Source organism: Alistipes sp. D31t1_170403_E11 (assembly GCF_015553985.1).
GTDB lineage: Bacteria > Bacteroidota > Bacteroidia > Bacteroidales > Rikenellaceae > Alistipes > Alistipes montrealensis.
On record NZ_JADNHQ010000002.1, the window covers coordinates 301,356 to 320,685 of the forward strand.

Below are 19,330 nucleotides of genomic sequence, written 5' to 3' on the forward strand. Positions count from 1 at the left end.
GGACGCACCGAAGCAAATTCAAAAGCGGGGATTTCCGGTTTTCACGGAAGTCCCCGTTTTATCAAAAACCCGAACAGTATGAAAAAAATTATCCTTTTCGCAGCAACAATGGCTTGTATGACAGCCTGTCAGAATACCCCTAAGAAACCGGCCATCGACATGGCCAACTTCGATTTGTCGGTAGCTCCCAACGCCGATTTCTACGAATACGCTACGGGCGGCTGGCAGAAGAACAACCCCCTGAAACCCGAATATTCGCGCTACGGCTCGTTCGACATCCTGCGCGACAACAACGAGACGCGCATCAACGAGCTCTTCTCCGGCATGACCAAGCAGAAGGCCCGGCCGGGAACCGTCGAGCAGAAGATTTCGGACCTCTACAAGATGGGCCTCGACTCGGTGCGCCTGAACGCCGAGGGCGCCGCCCCGATCAAAGCCGCCGTCGACGAGATTCTCGCCATCGGCGACCGTGCGCAGCTGACCGCAGCCATCGCCAAGCTCCACACCTCGATCGCCAACCCCTTCTTCGGCGTCGGCGTGCAGTCCGACCTGATGAACAGCGATATCAATGCGCTCTACGCTTCGCAGCCCGATCTGATGATGGGCGACCGCGACTATTACCTCGATCCCGAGAACGAGTCGATCCGCACCGCCTACAAGGAGTACCTGGGCAAGCTCTTCCGCCTGACGGGCGTCCCCGAGGCCGATATCGAAAAGGCCGTTGCCGGCGTGATCTCGATCGAAACCAAACTGGCCGAGAAAAACTGGTCGAGCGTCGAACTGCGCAACATCCCCGCCATGTACAACCCCACGGCGAAAGCCGATTTCGAGAAGGCGTACGACGCCATCGACTGGGCCGAGTACTACAAGACGATGGGTATCGGCGACTTCGAGCAGATCATCGTGACGACCCCTTCGGCCCTGGCCAACGCCAACGAGGTGATCAAGACGGCCCCGCTGGAGGACATCCGCTATTACCTCGCCGCACAATACATCAGCAATGCAGCCGGTTTCCTGAGCGACGATTTCATCAACGCATCGTTCGATTTCTACGGCCGCGTGATGTCGGGCAAGCAGGAGCAGAAACCCCGCTGGAAGCGTGCCATGTCGGTCCCCAACGGTATCCTGTCGGAAGCCGTGGGCGAAATGTACGTCGCCAAATATTTCCCCGAGAAAGACAAGGCCCGCATGCTCGAAATGGTGAAGAACCTGCAGACAGCCCTCGGCCAGCACATCGCGGGCCTCGACTGGATGTCCGACGCCACCAAAGCCAAAGCCCAGGAGAAACTGGCAGCCTTCACGGTGAAGATCGGTTATCCCGACAAGTGGAAGGACTACTCTTCGCTGACGATCGACCCGGCGAAGAGCTATTGGGAGAACAACGTCGAAGCCAGCGCCTGGTATACGGCCGACAATATTTCGAAACTGGGCAAACCCGTGGATAAGGACGAGTGGCACATGTCGCCCCAGACGGTGAACGCCTACTACAACCCCACGACCAACGAAATCTGCTTCCCGGCCGCCATTCTCCAGCCGCCGTTCTACAACCCCGAGGCCGACGATGCCGTAAACTACGGTGCAATCGGCGTGGTGATCGGCCATGAAATGACCCACGGATTCGACGACCAGGGCCGCAACTTCGACAAGGACGGCAACATGAACAACTGGTGGACCGAAGAGGACGCCGCCGCCTTCAAGGCCAAGACGGACATCCTGGTACAGCAGTTCAACGCCATCGAGGTTCTGCCCGCCAAGGGCGAGCAGCCCGCGATCTTCGCCAACGGCTCCCTCTCCCTGGGCGAGAATATCGCCGACCAGGGCGGCTTGCGTGTAGCCCATTCAGCCTACCGCAACTCGCTCGCAGGCAAGGAGGCTCCGGCCCCGATCGACGGATTCACCGCCGACCAGCGTTTCTACCTGGGCTACGCCACGCTGTGGGCCCAGAATATCCGCGACGAGGAGATCGCACGCCTCACCAAGCTCGACGTACACTCGCTGGGCAAATGGCGCGTAAATGCTACGCTGCGCAACCTGCAGGACTTCTACGACGCCTTCTCGATCACCGACGGCGCGATGTTCCTGCCCGAGCAGGATCGCGTGATTATCTGGTAAAATACCGTACTGAAAAGAAAGGCGGCCGGAAGTTTTTCCGGCCGCCTTTTTCGATCCCGGACACCGGCCCCGGAATAGTATTCAGCCCCGAAAACCGGTCAATCAAACCCGGAAAGAGCGAAAAAACAACGGCAGACGGCCTGTTTTATCAAAATTTTCTAACTTTGTATGAAAGACCAGACCTCATCCGGGCATCTATGAGATCATTATTAACAGCACTGCTACTCGTCACGGGACTGCTCCCGGAAACCCTCCACGCCCTGAATATTCCGGATTACCGGTTCCATCCCATGCCCGAAACCTCCTATTACGGAGGCATACACAGCATCGCCAAGGACAGCGTCGGACGCATCTGGTTCAGCGGGTACGACGCCTTGTTCATGTACAACGGCACGTCGTTCGTGCGGATGAACGACCGGGTCGCAAACCTCTCCCCGAGTTCCTACTGGTCTTATGGACAGGTAGTCACGGACAAACAGAAAGGGCTGTACGTGGGAACCAACCACGGGTTGCTGCACTTCGACTACGAAACGCTCGATTTCGAACTCGTCCTGGAAGGAAACATCGGTTCGGTCACGGCGAACGGCGACGGGACGGTCTGGCTGATCCGGAACAACACCATCGAATCGTTCAATCCCGACCGGCTGCCCGCCGTAACCAGTTATCCGCTGCCCAAAGAGATATTCACACTCGGACAAACGCTGACGCTCGTCTGCACGAAAGAGTATGTTTATACCGCCTCGAACGGAAACCTCTACCGCCTGAACCGAGAAACCGGACAGTACGTTCCGTTCACGTCGGTCGGCGGCAACAACTGCGTGATCCGCGACGTAGTGGAATACAACGGCTCGGTATACGTCCTCACGCACATGGACGGGCTTTACGAATGCGACGGCGACGGCCGGATCGGGCGGTATTACAGGCTCCCGCACGAATACGAAAAGTCCGCGGGCGCCAAAGAGTTGTTTCTCGACCCGGCAGGCATTATCTGGGTGGCGACGCAGTCGGGACTGCTCCTGCTGGACCCGCTCACCGACAGCACACGCCTGCTGCGCTTCGACCTCCACTATCCCTACTCGCTGCCCAACAACTCGGTGTGGTCGATCTTCGCCGATCCCGACGGCGGGGTATGGGTCGGCACATACGGGGGCAAACTGGCCTACATGACCTTCTCGGACAACGGCGTCGACTACTTCAAAGCTACCCCGGGAGGCCTTAATCATCCTATTGTCAGCTGTTTCGAGGAAGATACGGAAGGCAACCTGTGGATCGGAACTGAGGGGGGGGGAATTAACCGCTGGGACCGCAAGAACGGCCGGTTCATCTACTATACGCAGGAAAGCAAGTGCGGTCTTACGTCGAACATGATCAAAAAGCTGTGGCACGACGAGAACAACACGTTGCTGGTCTCGGCGTTCAACGGCGGCATGCGGGCGTTCGACGAGCGGCAGGGGCGTTTTACCGACCTGCACATGAACCATCCGGCCTCGGGGCAGCCGCTCAGCGTCTACGACTTCGTCAAGGAGGGCGACCGGGGCATCTGGATGACCGACCCGGACGCCGAACTGATGTACAAGGACGCAAAGACAGGGATCATCGAAGCAGTCCAGTTCTCGGACAACCGGGGCAATCCCGTCCGGATTCATATCGAAACGCTGTTTCACGACAAAGAGGGCAGCCTGTGGCTCGTCAGCCACGGAGGAGCTTACATCGTAGATGCCGCCACGAGGCGGATCGTAAAGCATTATTACATCGACGAGGCCCCCTATGCGGTAAACAACCTCTGCTCCTACTGCGTCACGTCGGGTTCCGACATCTGGTTCGGGACCCGCGGCGGCGGGGTCAACCTGCTGCGCCGCGACGGCAGTTACGTCAATTTCAAGGACCGGAACGGCGAAGGGCTGTCGGGTAAAACGGTCTTCGGCATCCTGGAAGACACCTCTTCGCAAGATGTCTGGTTCAGCACCAACGACGGCCTCTATTATTACGACCACGCTGCCGGAACGATCAACAAATCCCAGATCGACACCCCGAACCACTGCGGCGCCTACTACGTGCGGGCCTGCTACAAGACTTCGAAAGGCGAAATGCTGTTCGGCGGAACGGACGGCTTCATCCTGTTCACCCCGGAAAACATAAAATACAACGACCAGAAGCCGAAGGTTTTCTTCACCGACCTGCTGATCAACAGCAAACCCGTAATTCCCGGCGCCAAAAATTCACCCCTCGATAAAGCGATCTCCACTCTGTCCTACCGCGAAGGCAAAGGCGATATGATCGAATTGTCGCACAGGCAGTCGAATTTCGAAATCCGGTTCTCGGCGGACAGTTACCTTAACGCCGGAAAGAACCAATACGCCTACCGGCTGCTCGGGCTCTCCGAACAATGGTCCCTGCTGCCGCAGGGACAGAAGGGCGTGCAGTTCTTCAACCTGCCTGCCGGAAACTACGTTTTCGAGGTCAAGGCCGCCAACAACGACGGTCTGTGGGGCGATCAGATCACGGCGCTCGGGTTCAAGGTGCATCCGTCGCCCTTCTTCTCCGTCTGGGCCTACCTCGTCTACGCCGCACTGCTCTCGGCGGTGGTCTATTTCATCTGGCGGTACTTCACCAACAAGAAAATCTTCGAACAACGGCTCGAACTGGAGCGGATCAAGGAGCAGAACATGAAGGAACTGACCCGGGCCCGGATCAACTTCTTCACGAACATCTCCCACGACCTCAAGACCCCGCTCACCCTGGTCGTCGATCCGCTGAAACAGCTCAAGGAGCACCTGCCCGCAGACACGCCGGGCAACGCCTACGTGCACCTGATCGAAAAGAACGTAGCACGCATCCAGCGCATGATCAGCCAGTTGCTGCAATTCCGCGAAATCGAGAGCCAGAAGATCACCCTCAACCGCCAGCCGGGCGACCTGATCCGGTTTATCGACAGCATCTTCTCGCTGTTCGAGTTTTACGCCAACAAAAAGGGAATCGAAACCGGGTTCAATTCCCAGTACGAAAGTTTTTACACCAAGTTCGACCACGACGTGATCGAGAAGATTTTCACGAACCTGTTCTCCAACGCCATCAAATACACCTCCGAGAACGGCTATGTCGGAGTGAAGATATACCCGGCCCGACAGGAGCAGATACCGGATTCCGCCGCACCGGCCGCCGACACCGAGTACATATCCTTCACGGTCACCAACACCGGGGCCGAAATCCCCGACGACAGGAAGGAGGCCATCTTCGAGTCGTTCAACCACCTCTCCACCCGCCGCCCCGAATTCGAAAGCAGCAGCGGCCTGGGACTGTCCATCGTCAAAGAACTGGTCGGCAACCTCGAAGGAGGAATAACCCTTCATTCCGGGAATTCGAAGGTCTCCTTCACGGTCGTTCTACCTTTCACGCTGAATGCCGAAAAGACCGACAGTGCGGCCGAATCGTACGAATACACGGTTTCCGAGATCGACAACCTGTTGACGGAAACCGATGTAACGACGCCGGACGACAAGCACGACCGCAAGGCCTGCAATATCGTAGTGATCGAGGACGACCCCAACCTGAGAAGTTACCTGGAACAGCGGTTGTCGAAACATTACAACGTATACACGGCCGCAAACGGCAACGAAGGCATCGCCAAGGCGGAGAAAATCTGCCCCCAGATGGTCATTACCGACCTGATGATGCCCGAGGCCGACGGCTTCGACGTATGCCGCTCCCTGCGTTCGAACATCAAGACCAGCCATATCCCGGTGATCATGCTGTCGGCCCTGGGCAAAAACACCGAAAACAAAATCAAAGCGCTGGAAAGCGGCGCCAATGTATTTATCGACAAGCCGTTCGACATGGATTTCCTGCTCCGGCAGGTCGCCAACCTGATCAAGAACCAGAAAGAGCTCAAGGAACTGTACAGCAAAAAATTCATCGCCGAACCTTCGAAGATCACCATTTCATCGATGGACGAGGAGCTGCTGAAGAAGGCGATGAATTACATCGAGCGCAACATGGACAACAGCGACTACAACGTCGATTCGTTCGTCACGGACATGTCGATCGGGCGTACGCTTCTGTATCAGAAGATCAACGACATAACAGGCATGTCGATCAAGGAATTCATCATGGATGTCCGTCTGAAACGATCGGCGCAATTATTAAAGGAGTCGGACCTGACCATCGCCGAAGTCTCGATCATGACGGGATTCGCCAATCCCAAATATTTCAGCATTTGTTTCAAAAGGCATTTTGAACTGACCCCCTCCGAATTCAAGAAAAAATCGTAATCCGGACCATACGAAGGTAATTTAACATGTCCAATGCGTCATGGATATGCGCCTCCGCGTCTGCCGGAACAGGGATGGATTGTACCTTCACCGACGGGGTGTTCCCGCCGTCGTTTTACGCGACGACGGGAGCGCTTCATTCTGTCCGGACAAATACCGCCACGGACCCGCCGGGCATCCGGAACCCCCGGACAGGGTTCGATTTTTTTACGTCCCGTACAAAATGGAACCATTTCCGAATAAAAGACGCCCATAAGGTCGCACCGTTTTATTGACCTTTGCAATAAGGGGATAAAGCCTCCGGCGTCCACCTGTTTCTTTGAAAAGATTAAATAACAGTAATAATTAAAACCTAAACCGAAATGGAAAGATAACCTGAAACCCACGAAGAACGGCAAGAGGTCTTCTGCCGGTTCGGCAATCTCTTAACAGACAAGTGTACTAACCAATATGAAACCTTTATATGATAATGAGCATTTACAAAAAGCTTAAAGGCAGCCTGGTCATTCTCCTTTTAACCCTGCTGTCCGCAACACCGTCGTTTGCCCAGCAAAACGATGTCAAAGTGACCGGTACGGTCATCGATGAAAACGGAGCCCCGCTGCCGGGCGTCGTCGTTGTTATAAAAGACGGAAAAACGAATGCGGGAGCCGTCACCACCGTACAGGGCACCTTCGAACTGAAAGTTCCCGCCTCCTCGACCCTGGTATTTTCGTGCCTGGGCTACAATAACCAGGAAGTCAAAATCGGCGTATCCGGAGTCGTCGACGTAAAAATGGTCTCGAGCGCACAGTCGCTCGAAGAGGTCGTCGTCGTGGGTTACGGTACGCAGAAGAAGAAGGACCTCACGGGAGGCCTGGCCGTAGTCAACAAACAGACGCTGGAGATGGTTTCGACCAACAACCTGATGGACCGCCTGGTCGGACAGGTGGCCGGTCTGAACATCACGACCGGCAATGCTGCTCCGGGCAGCGACCAGACTCTGCTGATCCGCGGCCAGAACTCGATCACGGCGACCAATGACCCGTTGATCATTCTGGACGGCATTCCGTATGGCGGTTCGCTGGCCGACCTCGACCCGAACCTTATCGAGAGCATGTCGGTGCTCAAGGACGCGTCGTCGGTAGCCATCTACGGTTCGCGCGGCTCGAACGGCGTTATCCTGATCCAGACCAAGCGAGGTAATAAAGGCACCATGCACGTAACCTACAAGACATCGTTGGGTATCTCCGAACCGATGCAGCGCATCGAAGTCATGGGACCCAACGAATTCATCCGTTACAAGCAGGATATCGGTCGTTTGGGGAAAAATAAATATTCCGGAGAAGAACTCGACCCGATGGCCGGCCTGATCATCAGCGCCAGCGAAAAACAGAATTACGCCAAAGGAATCACCCACGACTGGCAAGACTATGTCTTCCGCACCTCCTTCACGATGGACCATCAACTCAGCATCTCGGGCGGTAACGACAAGACCAGCTACACAGCCGCTGTCTCCTACCTGGATAACCCCGGCGTCGTCTACAATTCAAATTACGAGCGTATCAACGTCTACACCAGCATCAACCAAACACTGAATAAGTGGCTGACGGTCGGCCTTACCTCGCAGTTCGTAAACCGTGAGACCGGCGGCGCGACCCCGAATCTCGAACACGCCATCAAACAAAGCCCCTACGGCATCTACAAGGACGAGACGGGCGCCTATTACGAAAAACCGATGGAATACGACAATCTTCCCAACCCGATGAAGGACGTGAATGCCGACAGCAAGAATACGTCGCGCAACTTCCTCGCCAACGGGTTCGTCGACATTCTGTTCCCGGTGAAAGGTTTGTCGTTCCGCTCGCAGTTCGGATACAACTACCGCGATAACTTCACGGGAACCTACTACGGTCGCAACACCGTCACCGGAAAGCAGGTGGACGGCAAAGCTAGCATCAGCAACTCCCGCACCACGGACTACACGTGGGAAAACGTCCTCAAATACGAAGGCGTATTCGGGAAACACCGTATCGACGCCACCGGACTGTTCAGCGTGCAGGAGAAAAAAACAGTGAAATCGTCGCAGAGCGGCGACACTTTCGTAAACGACGATTCGAGTTTCTACCGGATGTCCGGTGCAGAGAATAACATTTCGATCTCCTCGAGTTATTCCCGGGAGACGATGGTATCGAGCATGTTGCGCGTGAATTATGCCTTCAACAATAAGTATCTAGTAACGCTGACCGGACGCGCCGACGGCGCTTCAGTGTTCGGCCGGAACAATAAGTGGGCTTTCTTCCCCTCGGCCGCAGTGGCCTGGCATCTGGGTGAGGAGAGTTTCGTCAAGGATAACGCCTCGTGGATCGATATGCTGAAAATCCGTCTTTCGTACGGAGCCAACGGCAACAATGCCATCACCGTCGGAAGAACCCTCGATAGGCTCTATGCCACCAACGGTATCAAGTACATCTGGGGCGACGGCTCGAAGGCAGTCAATGCAGCCTACTTCCCCGGCGACGGCAAAGGTAACCCCAACCTGAGGTGGGAGACTACCTACACAACCAACCTCGGTATCGACTTTCAGTTCTTCGGCGGCCGCCTGGGCGGTGCTATCGACATGTACATCTCCAACACGAAAGACCTGCTGATGCTTCGCAACGTACCGATCATGAACGGTTACAGCAAGATCATGGACAACATCGGAGAGACGCAGAACAAGGGTATCGAACTCACGCTGAACTCGCAGAACATCCGCAAGAAGAATTTCACTTGGAACACCGACATCAGTTTCTCGCTCAACCGCGACAAAATCGTCGAACTGCGCGGCGACGGTCAGGACGACGTCAGCAACAAGTGGTTCATCGGCAAGCCGCTGCAGGTTTATTTCGACTACAATATGATCGGCCTCTGGCAGCAGGGCGATGAGTTCACCTTTACCGATGCCGAAGGAAAAGAGATCGCACATCAGACCGGAGCCGAGCCAGGTTCGGCCAAACTAGAGGATGTCAACGGTGACGGCGAAATCACCGAAAAAGACCGAAAGGTGATCGGAAGCAAGCAACCGAGCTTCACGCTGTCGATGGGCAACCGTTTATCCTACAAAGATTTCTACTTCTCGTTCCTGATCAACGGCGTATTCGGAAAATGGATGACGGACAATGTCGCCAACGTCGGTTCGTATTCGTTCGGTGCGGGTAACTACATTCACGGCGCCAAATACTGGACCCCCGAAACACCCGACGCCGACTATGTTTCACCAGGGTACGAAAACAAATTCAGCCATGGTTTCTACAAGAAACTCAACTTCGTGCAGATCCGGAACATCACGCTGGGTTACCGCGTGAACCAACGATTCGTCCGGAAACTGGGATTGAGCGCCATCGATCTCAATGTCAGCGTCAACAACGTCTGCGCCTTCTCCAATATGCGTCAGATGCTGAACTATGACAACACCTGGTTCGCCTCTTACCCGACGGCGCGTTCCTATATGCTCGGAATTTCCTTAACCTTTTAATTGAGACCTAACCATGAAAATGAATCATTATATAAAATTGGGCGTCGCTTGTTCGATGGCAGCCCTTGCATCGGGATGCAGCAGTTTCCTGGAAGAAGATCTGAAAAGCGACCTGTCCCCGGAAAATACCTATACGAGTACGATGGGCTTCGAGGTCGGAAGCACCGGTCTCTATTCGATCGCCCGCGCAGAATATAACACCTGGGGCGAGAACGGCGCATTCATCCACAACGGCGCCTGCCCGTACGAGGCAATGCAGATCGCTACCGACATCGTCGATCAGAACGGGGCCAAGGACGGCTCGCTGACTCCCTTCGCCGACCTCACCCTGAACCCCTCCACGCAGTTCGTGGGAACCTACTGGACCTGGTCCTACAACCTGATCGCTTCGGCCAACGAATTGCTGGTCTTCTCCGAGAAGAACAAGAACTGGGATTATCCCACCGACAAGGCGCACTATCAGGCCGAGGCCCGCTTCTTCCGCGCCTATGCCTACCGGACGCTGATCTATCTCTATGGCGACGTACCCTGGGTAGAGACCATTCAGGACCAGTTCCAGCTTTCGTTCACGCGCACTCCCAAGAACGAAGTGTTGCAGCACATCATCGACGACCTGAAGTTCGCCAGCGAAAATCTTCCCGAAAACCCCGAAAGTGTAAACCCGGGCAAACTGACCCGCTGGGCGGCGTATCACTTGTTAAGCGAAATGTACCTGCTTCAGAAAGAGTACGTGCTCGCTGAAAAAGCAGCGCTCGAGGTGATCGACTGCGGATATTACAGCCTGATGAAGACTCGTTTCGGGGCAAAGAAGACCGAGCCGGGCGACGTGTTCAGCGACCTCTTCATCGAGAACAACCAAAACCGGAAAAGCGGCAACACGGAGAGCATCTGGGTCATGCAGTTCGAGTACAAGACGATCGGCGGCGGCACGAACTCCGACGACTGGACCCGTCGCGCCTGGAACCCCCAGTATATGTCGATCAACGGTTTCACGCTAGCCGACTCGCTCGGCGGCCGCGGCTTGGCGCAGATCTCCCCGATGAAATGGTGGATGGGCGTCCAGGGAACCAACGCGACCGTAGACGCGAGCCTTCCGCAAGGCGTAGATCCTGCCCGCGGAATCTTCACCGACGGCGACATCCGCAATTCGAACTACAACATTAAACGCAACTGGTACTACAACAACGAGGCTGTCCCCAGCACGTATGGCAAGAAGTGCAACATTACGGACGGAACCTGGTCGACAGGCCTGCTGTTCCCGGCGCTGACGAAATTCTTCTTCGGTAAAGCCGACAACCTGTCGCTCACCGGCTCTTACAAGGACCGCATGAAGTTCCGCCTGTCGGAAACCTACCTGTTGCTCGCCGAGGCCTACCTGGGCCAAAACAATCCGGGCGAGGCTGCCAAAGCGGTGAACGAGGTTCGCAAGCGCGCCAAAGCCGGCGAAGTTTCCGAGGCCGACATGGATATAGACTTCCTGCTCGACGAACGCATCCGCGAACTGGTCGGCGAGGAGAGCCGCCGCTTCACGCTGGTGCGCACAGGCAAACTGATCGACCGCGTCAAACAATACAATTCGACGCTGAAGGACAAGATCGAGGACTTCCATGCGCTGTGGCCCATTCCGCAAGCGATCCGCGATGCAAACCGCGGCGCGGAATTCCCGCAGAACCCCGGGTATGACGGGTACAAGAAGTAAAAAGCCGGATGATTCGGAGCGTATTGATTAACCAAAGAACAAACAGGATATGAAAAAAATAAAATTTATATATGGCGCTTTGTTGCTGATCTCGGCAATTCTCCTCCAATGGGGATGCACATACGATCCATACAAACACGACATCTCCAAAATCGAAGACAGTCTGAAAACGACCGTTTCGGCCTCCGCCGATGCAATCGCGCTGAATGGGGAGCATCCCAAGGATGTCGTGGTGACCTTCAACTGGACCGAAGCCCGGCAGATGCCCGACGACTATATCGTTTCCTATACGACCAAGTTAGATATCGTCGGCAATAACTTCGGTTCCTCCACCGCCATCGTCACGAGCGAGGAAGACGGTATTTTCAGCCGTAGTTTCACCTCGGAGCAGTTGAACAACTGGGCCAATGAAAAGTGGAAACTACCCGTCAACAAGAAATTCACGCTGGAGTTCCGCGTCATCGTCGAATGGACGGGCGGTCCGACGTTCGAAGTTCCCGACGTGAGCACGGTAGAGGTCGAGGTAACGCCGATCAAGGTCGAGGTGTTCGACGCCGACAAGATGTCGTTGGCCGGCAGCGCAATGAACGAAGAGACCGAGATTTCGAAAACAATCGAAAATGCCAACCAATATGCTTGGCTGGGCGACTTTACACGCGGCGAACTCCAGATTCCCGTACAACTTGACGGTCTGACCTATTACATCACCCCCGAGGACGGCGACGGCACGCTGAAAGACGGCCAGCCGGTAAATGTGAAGATGCAGGAAACCCCCATCTCCTGGGAGATCAAGGAACCGGGTCGGTACCGCGTCGTGATCGATATGAAGGAGAAGCAGGCCACCATCTACTCGCCCGCAACCGACATGAAGTCGCTCTCCGTCACATTCCGGCCGAACGGTGCGGACACTAATCCCGAGACGACGATGGAGGTGACCGAACTGTGGGCTTATGGTGGCGGCACCGGCTGGGGCGTCAAGAAACTCGGCTGCACCCCGAGTCTTGCCGATCCGCAGATTCTAGTCTACAACGGTACAGCCATCGCCGGAGATATGAAGTTCTGTATCGCTCAAAACTTCTCGGTTGACGGTGTCGATTACAACCAAAATAACGTATACTGCTTTACCTGCCCGTTGAAGGCGGACGGCAAACGCCAGAACCTTTCGCTCGAACTCAATAAAGAGGCCGAACTGCATGGTGCTTCCGATGGAGAAACCCGTAACAGCTACTACAAGGTCCCGTCCGGAACCAACCAGATCATCTTCGACCTGCGACACATGACAATCAAGGCCCTGAAGGTCGAGAAGTAGGAACGACCACCGAAAAATATTGCCGTATCGGAATGAAGACCAAATTCAAGCCGACAGGAAGATACGGCAATATTTTCTTTCAATGAATATTAAATGTAAAAACAGCAATATGACATCTATGAAAAACCTGATCGTCGGTTGTATCCTGACCGTGTTCCTCGGAGCCGTTTCCTGCGGATGCTCGAAGGACAAGAACGACGGTAACAACGACGGTCCGCAGTCGGGTGTTACCGTAAAGCCCAAATACAACAAATCCAGAAATCTGCGCAACCCGCTGAGCGGGTGGGTGATGTACTGCAGCGCCGACTACGACCCCTCGTACTGGGACACGGAGTTCTACATCACGGACCTCGGAGAAAATGTCAAAGTGGCGGATTATGCCTCAGCCTGCTACATCCGCACGAAATGGTCCGTCCTGAACCCCGCGGACGGCAAGTATGCCTGGGACGACCCCAATTCGAAAGTCTACAAGCTGATCAAGGGCGCCGAAGAACGGGGGCTTCCGATCGCTTTCCGCGTGGTGGTCGACGGCCGTGACCAGGGTGCGAATACCCCCCAGTTCGTCTACGACGCCGGAGCCAAGTACGCAATGTCGGAACCGAAATACCCCGACCGCAAAACACCGATGCCGCAGGACCCGATCTTCCAGCAGTACTATGAAAAGTTCGTCGAAGCCTTCGCCGCCCGGTTCAACGATCCGGACCGCACGGCTTTCATCGACGGATACGGACTGGGTAAATGGGGTGAAGGGCACAGCGTGGCTTACAACACGGAAGATGTTTCCCGCGTTGACGAAAATACGGAGACGGTGAAACGCGAGGTGCTCGACTGGATCACGAAACTCTACGCCAAACACTTCACCAAGGTTCCCCTGGTGATCAACTACCACCGCGTACTGGGCCACCCTACGAGCCAGGGCACGCCGAACGAACACAGCGAAGAATTAGTGGCGCTGGCCATCAGCAACGGGTACTGCATCCGTTCGGATGCCTTCGGCATGACTAATTCGAGCTGGGGTTACACCGCCTGGGAAAAGGCGGTCGCAGCTACATGGCGCTACAAGGTCCCCATCCTTATGGAGGGCGGTTATATCGTCAGCAGTCACAGCTACTGGAACGATCCGGCCGGTTACCGAGAGGGTCATCCCGAAGACGTTCGCAAAGGCGAATTCAACGCTTCGGCCGAAGCGCACGTCAATATGATGGACTTCCGCGTGGGACAGGAGACCGAATCGTGGTTCAAAGACAGTTTCACCCTCGTAAAACGCTTCATTTCCGAAGGCGGTTACCGCCTCTATCCCGACCAGGTATCGCTTCCCGACAAGATGAAGAGCGGCGAAACGGTCAAAATCTATTCCCGCTGGCGCAACATGGGCTGGGGATACTGCCCGAACAACCTTCCGCAATGGAACTACAAGTACAAGGTAGCCTTTGCGCTGCTCGACGCTTCAGGCAAAGCACAGCAGGTTTTCGTCGACAAGAACTGCGAACCTTCAGCTTGGGTCGATAGCAAACCCTTCTCCTATGAATTCCAGACGACAACGAATCTCCCGGCCGGAAAGTACATGTGGGCCGTAGCCATCGTCGACACGACGAAGGAGAATAAGCCGGCCATCGAGCTTGCCGTGAACGACGAAAAGACCGCCGAAGGCTGGGTTAAACTGTTGGAGGTTCAAATCAATTAACACAAAATAAACGATGAAGAGGGTTGTTTTACTTTCCGTATCGCTGCTGCTGAGCGTCAGCGCATCTTTCGGGGCCGGGATTCTGGTCGAGGCCGAAAGCTTCCGCGACAAGGGAGGCTGGGCCGTTGACCAACAGTTCATGGACCTGATGGGATCGCCGTACCTCATCGCGCACGGCATGGGCAAACCCGTGAAGGACGCCACGACGACGGTCGAGTTTCCCGAAGACGGGACTTACCGGGCGTACGTACGTACATTCAACTGGGTCGCCCCGTGGTACGACGGCGACGGTCCCGGAAAGTTCTCCCTCAGGGTCGGCAACCGGAAACTGCCCGCCGTGCTCGGCAACACGGGCACGCAATGGATGTGGCAGTGCGCCGGAAAAGTCTCGGTCCGGAAAGGTCCGGTCAACATTGCGTTGACCGACCTTTCCGGCTTCGACGGCCGCTGCGACGCGGTCTACTTCACCACGGAGGAGGACGATATTCCCCCTTCCGGAGCCGCAGAACTCGCTGCGTTCCGCAAAAGGATGCTCGGCATCCCCGAAACTCCGCAGGCCGCAGAATCGTTCGATTTTGTCGTCGTGGGCGGAGGCATCGCCGGGATGTGCGCCGCTGCCGCAGCTTCGCGCCTGGGCTGCACCGTCGCGCTGGTCAACGACCGTCCGGTGCTGGGCGGCAACAACAGTTCCGAAATCCGGGTGCACCTGGGCGGAGTCATCGAACTCGGTCCGAACGAGGGACTGGGCCGTATGATCCGCGAGTTCGGCCATTCGCGCGCAGGCAACGCCCAGCCGGCCGAAAATTACGAAGACGCGAAAAAGAGCGCATTTATAGCCGCGGAAGAGAACGTAACGCTGTTCGCCTCCTGCCGAGCCGTTGCGGTGAACATGGAGGGCGGCCGGATCCGGTCCGTCGTCATCCGGCATATCGAAACCGGGAAGGAGACCTCGCTCGAAGCGCCCCTCTTCGCCGATTGTACGGGCGACGGAACCGTCGGATTCCTGGCCGGAGCCGATTACCGCATGGGACGCGAAAGCCGGGATGAATTCGGCGAAGCGCTGGCGCCCGAAACCGCCGACCGGATGACGATGGGTTCGTCCGTCCAATGGTATTCGGTCGATGCCGGCCGGAGGACGGATTTCCCGCGGTTCAGCTACGGCGTGGAGTTCAACGAATCGAACTGCGAACGCGTGACGATGGGTGAATGGAAATGGGAGACGGGCATGAACCTCGACCAGGTCTACGATTTCGAACGCATCCGCGACTACGGCCTGCTGGTGATCTACTCGAACTGGAGTTTTCTGAAAAACGGTCTGAAAGACAATGCCAAATACCGCAACCGCGAACTGGGCTGGGTAGCCTACGTGGCGGGCAAGCGCGAATCGCGGCGGCTCCTGGGCGACTACGTCCTCAAACAGGACGACATCGACAAGAACGTCTTCCACGAAGACGCCTCGTTCACCGCGACGTGGGACATCGACCTGCATTTCCCCGATTCGGTCAACTCCGTGCATTTCCCGGGCCGGGAGTTCAAAGCTGCGACAAAACACGTCCACATCTATCCCCATGCCGTGCCCTACCGGTGTCTCTACTCCCGCAACGTGGACAACCTGTTCATGGCCGGACGAAACATCAGCGTGACACATGTGGCGCTCGGCACGGTACGCGTCATGCGCACCACCGGGATGATGGGCGAAGTGGTCGGCATGGCGGCCTTCCTGTGCCGGAAATACGGCGCTACACCGCGCCAGGTCTACCAGAAACACCTGGGAGAGCTCCGAACGCTGATGCGCGAAGGCGTCGGCAAAAAAGAGGATCTTCCCAACAACCAGAAGTTCAACCAGGGCGACCGGCTGAAGGCGCCACGCGCCCTGCGCAACGATTGAAAACACACGCATGAAAAAAGTATTGACCCTGCTGTTTACGCTGTTCCTGCTGTGCGGACACACCACGGCACAGGACAGCCTGAAATATAACATCCTCCTCTCCGGAGCCTCTTTCGCATCGCCGCAGAACGGCTGGTTCGAGATCGGCTGCCGGCAGTTGTGCGCCCGTGCGATCAACCGGGCCATCGGCGGCGAATCGATCGCCAACACCGCCAACCGCATGGCCGAAGGCACACTCTGGAGCGCCGAAGAGTTGGACGACCTCGACGCTTTCGTCATCATGCAGGTACACAACCGCGACGTGTCCGGCACGGGCGGCCTGAAAGCGCAATACACCGACTACACGATCCCCTTCGACCGGAGCAACTACGCCGCGGCGTTCGACTACGTGATCAAACGCTATTTCAGCGAATGCTATGCGCTCAAGGACAACCCGAAATCGAAATACTACGGCACGAAATCCGGCAAACCGGCGGTCATCGTCCTCTGCACCGACTGGCACGACGCGCGGGTAACCTACAACGCCGCCGTGCGGCGGCTCGCAGCCCGATGGGGACTGCCGCTCGTGGAGTTCGATGCGAACATCGGCTTTTCGATGCAGACGCCCAATCCGGCTACCGGCGCCCAGCAGAGCCTCCTCTACGCCCAGGACACGCAGACCATCGAAGGGGTAACCTACGGATGGCATCCCCAGCGGGGCGAAGACAAATACATCCAGCAGCGGATGGCTGCGATTTTCGCCGACGCCATGAAAAAGATCCTGCCGGCAAAATAGATTCCAACGATGAAACGAATATTCCCGATACTGTCCTTCCTGCTGCTGTGCAGCGCATCCGCCTTTTCGCAGGACGGATGTTACAGCCGTTTGCAGAACGACACCCTGACGATCGGCAACACCCGGATCGAACGCAGGTTCGTCTGGAACGGGGGCAACCTCATGACTTGCAGCCTGACCGATTTTTCGTCGGGACAGGTGTGGACAAGCCGTTCCCTGACGCCCGATTTCAAGGTCTCGAACGATGCCCGAGGCGTTTCCGGGACCTATTCGTCGGTACAGGTCGCCGAAACCGAAATACATCCCGCCTATTTGAAAACCACCGTGGAGTTCTCGCTAGGGGACCTCTCCGTGAGGCGGGTTTACCGCGTCTACGCAGATACCCCGGCAATCGCCTGCGACACCTACCTCAAAGGCAGTATCGAACGGCTTCCCGGCGGCAAGGCTACAAATTCCGCCGACCGGAAGAACATCGAATCGACCGAAGACATGCACGCGCAGTTGGCCGCGACCGTCCTCGACCAATTCAACCCCGGAGGGTTCCACTGGCGGACGCGGATCGTCGAATTCCAGGATGTCACCGACTGGAACAACAACCTGGTTTTCGAAACCGACATCATTCCCTACCGGAAAAACAACTACCGGGGCAACCTGCTCTTCGCCCACAACGCAGAGAACGGCAACGGGTTCTTCTTCCTCAAAGAGGCCCCCTGTTCGAACGTGCAGCCCGCATACAGCGGATACGATTTCACGACCGAATTCGGCCATTTCACGGTAACGGGACTCGGCATGACGGAAAAGGAGCTCTGCAAAGATCAATGGCTGAAAGCCTACGGATGTGTCCTCGGAGTCTGGTCGGGAAGCGAACTCAACCGCTTGACAGCCCTGCGGAGCTATCAGAAAAACGTACGGAAACTACTGCCCGGCCGCGACGAAATGGTGATGATGAACACCTGGGGCGACCGCAGCCAGGACACGAAGGTGAATGAACAGTTCTGCCTGGCCGAAGTCCGGAAAGCCGCACGCCTGGGCATCACGCATTTCCAGATCGACGACGGCTGGCAGGTGGGCAAAAGCCCCAACTCGGCCCTGGCCAAGGGGTCGTTCAAAAACATCTGGGACAACCCCGACTACTGGACGCCCGATCCGGTGAAGTATCCCCGCGGACTGCGTCCGATCGTGGAACTGGGCCGGGAACTGGGTGTGGAGATCTGCCTCTGGTTCAACCCGAGCGTGCAGCACGACTACGCCGACTGGGAGAAAGACGCGCAGGCGCTGGTAGACCTCTACGACGAGTACGGTATCCGCACGTTCAAGATCGACGGCCTCGCCATACCCGGCAAACAGGCCGAAACCAACCTGCGGCGGCTGTTCGACCGCGTGCTGGAAAAGACGGGCGACAAAGTGGTTTTCAACCTCGATGCAACGGCCGGCCGGCGCGGAGGTTACCACATGTTCAACGAGTACGGCAACATTTTCCTCGAAAACCGCTATACCGACTGGCAGAATTACTACCCCTACTGGACGCTGCGCAACCTGTGGATGCTCTCCAAATACGTCCCGGCGGAGAAACTCCAGATCGAGTTCCTGAACAAGTGGCGCAACACGGAAAAATATGCCGGCGACCCGTTCGCCCCGGCCAACTACAACTTCGAATACCTCTTCGCAACCACGATGGCCGGACAACCGCTGGCCTGGATGGAGGCGAGCGGACTGCCCGACGAAGCGCTGGGCGTCGGCACGCAGATCGAACGCTACAAACAGGTGCAGCACGATTTCCACAGCGGGGTGGTCCTGCCCGTCGGCGACGAGCCTTCGGGACGCTCCTGGACCGGCTTCCAGTCGGTCGGCGGCGGGCAGGGCTACCTGCTCTTCTTCCGCGAACAGACCCCCGTCCGGAAAGCTTTCGTCGAGACGTGGCTGCCCGAAAAAACCAAAGTCCGCCTAACGCCGGTATTGGGCAGCGGCAAAGCCGCCGTGAAAACGACCGGACGCCGCGGAACACTGGAGGTGGAACTGCCTTCGCCCAACGATTACGCCCTGTACCGCTATGAAATAATCGGCAAGCCGGGGAACTGACACGGCCCCCGTTTGCAGAA

At 56.6% G+C, this 19,330-nt stretch carries 9 protein-coding genes; all 9 read left to right on the forward strand.

What is annotated here, in order from left to right:
• Positions 1-78: 78 nt before the first annotated feature.
• The 9 genes from I2E69_RS04715 to I2E69_RS04755 all read left to right on the forward strand — a co-directional run bounded on the left by I2E69_RS04715 (position 79) and on the right by I2E69_RS04755 (position 19,310).
• The gene (locus I2E69_RS04715; protein WP_229095384.1) at positions 79-2,112 is read left to right on the forward strand and encodes a M13 family metallopeptidase; all 2,034 of its coding nucleotides are present in this window, start codon (positions 79-81) and stop codon (positions 2,110-2,112) included.
• Between the two features lie 197 nt (positions 2,113-2,309).
• Positions 2,310-6,380 (forward strand): response regulator, encoded by a 4,071-nt coding sequence (locus I2E69_RS04720; protein WP_229095385.1) that lies wholly within the window; start codon positions 2,310-2,312, stop codon positions 6,378-6,380.
• Between the two features lie 469 nt (positions 6,381-6,849).
• Entirely contained in the window at positions 6,850-9,876 is a 3,027-nt protein-coding gene (locus I2E69_RS04725; protein WP_229095386.1) for a SusC/RagA family TonB-linked outer membrane protein, read from the forward strand.
• A gap of 19 nt (positions 9,877-9,895) precedes the next feature.
• Positions 9,896-11,575, forward strand: coding sequence for a RagB/SusD family nutrient uptake outer membrane protein (locus I2E69_RS04730; RefSeq protein WP_195460062.1), 1,680 nt, complete (start codon positions 9,896-9,898; stop codon positions 11,573-11,575).
• Positions 11,576-11,624: 49 nt separating this feature from the next.
• Positions 11,625-12,884, forward strand: coding sequence for a SusE domain-containing protein (locus tag I2E69_RS04735; RefSeq protein WP_195459214.1), 1,260 nt, complete (start codon positions 11,625-11,627; stop codon positions 12,882-12,884).
• 109 nt (positions 12,885-12,993) lie between these two features.
• Positions 12,994-14,568, forward strand: a complete 1,575-nt coding sequence (locus I2E69_RS04740; RefSeq protein ID WP_229095387.1) for a DUF4832 domain-containing protein — start codon at positions 12,994-12,996, stop codon at positions 14,566-14,568.
• A 13-nt stretch (positions 14,569-14,581) separates the two neighbouring features.
• Positions 14,582-16,456 carry an FAD-dependent oxidoreductase gene (locus I2E69_RS04745; RefSeq protein ID WP_195459217.1) on the forward strand — a complete coding sequence of 625 codons (1,875 nt, stop codon included), beginning with the start codon at positions 14,582-14,584 and terminating at the stop codon, positions 16,454-16,456.
• Positions 16,457-16,466: 10 nt separating this feature from the next.
• Positions 16,467-17,231, forward strand: coding sequence for a DUF5040 domain-containing protein (locus I2E69_RS04750; RefSeq protein WP_195459220.1), 765 nt, complete (start codon positions 16,467-16,469; stop codon positions 17,229-17,231).
• Positions 17,232-17,240: 9 nt separating this feature from the next.
• Complete coding sequence (locus I2E69_RS04755) at positions 17,241-19,310, forward strand: alpha-galactosidase (protein WP_195459224.1); 2,070 nt, start codon at positions 17,241-17,243, stop codon at positions 19,308-19,310.
• The last annotated feature ends 20 nt before the right edge of the window (positions 19,311-19,330 follow it).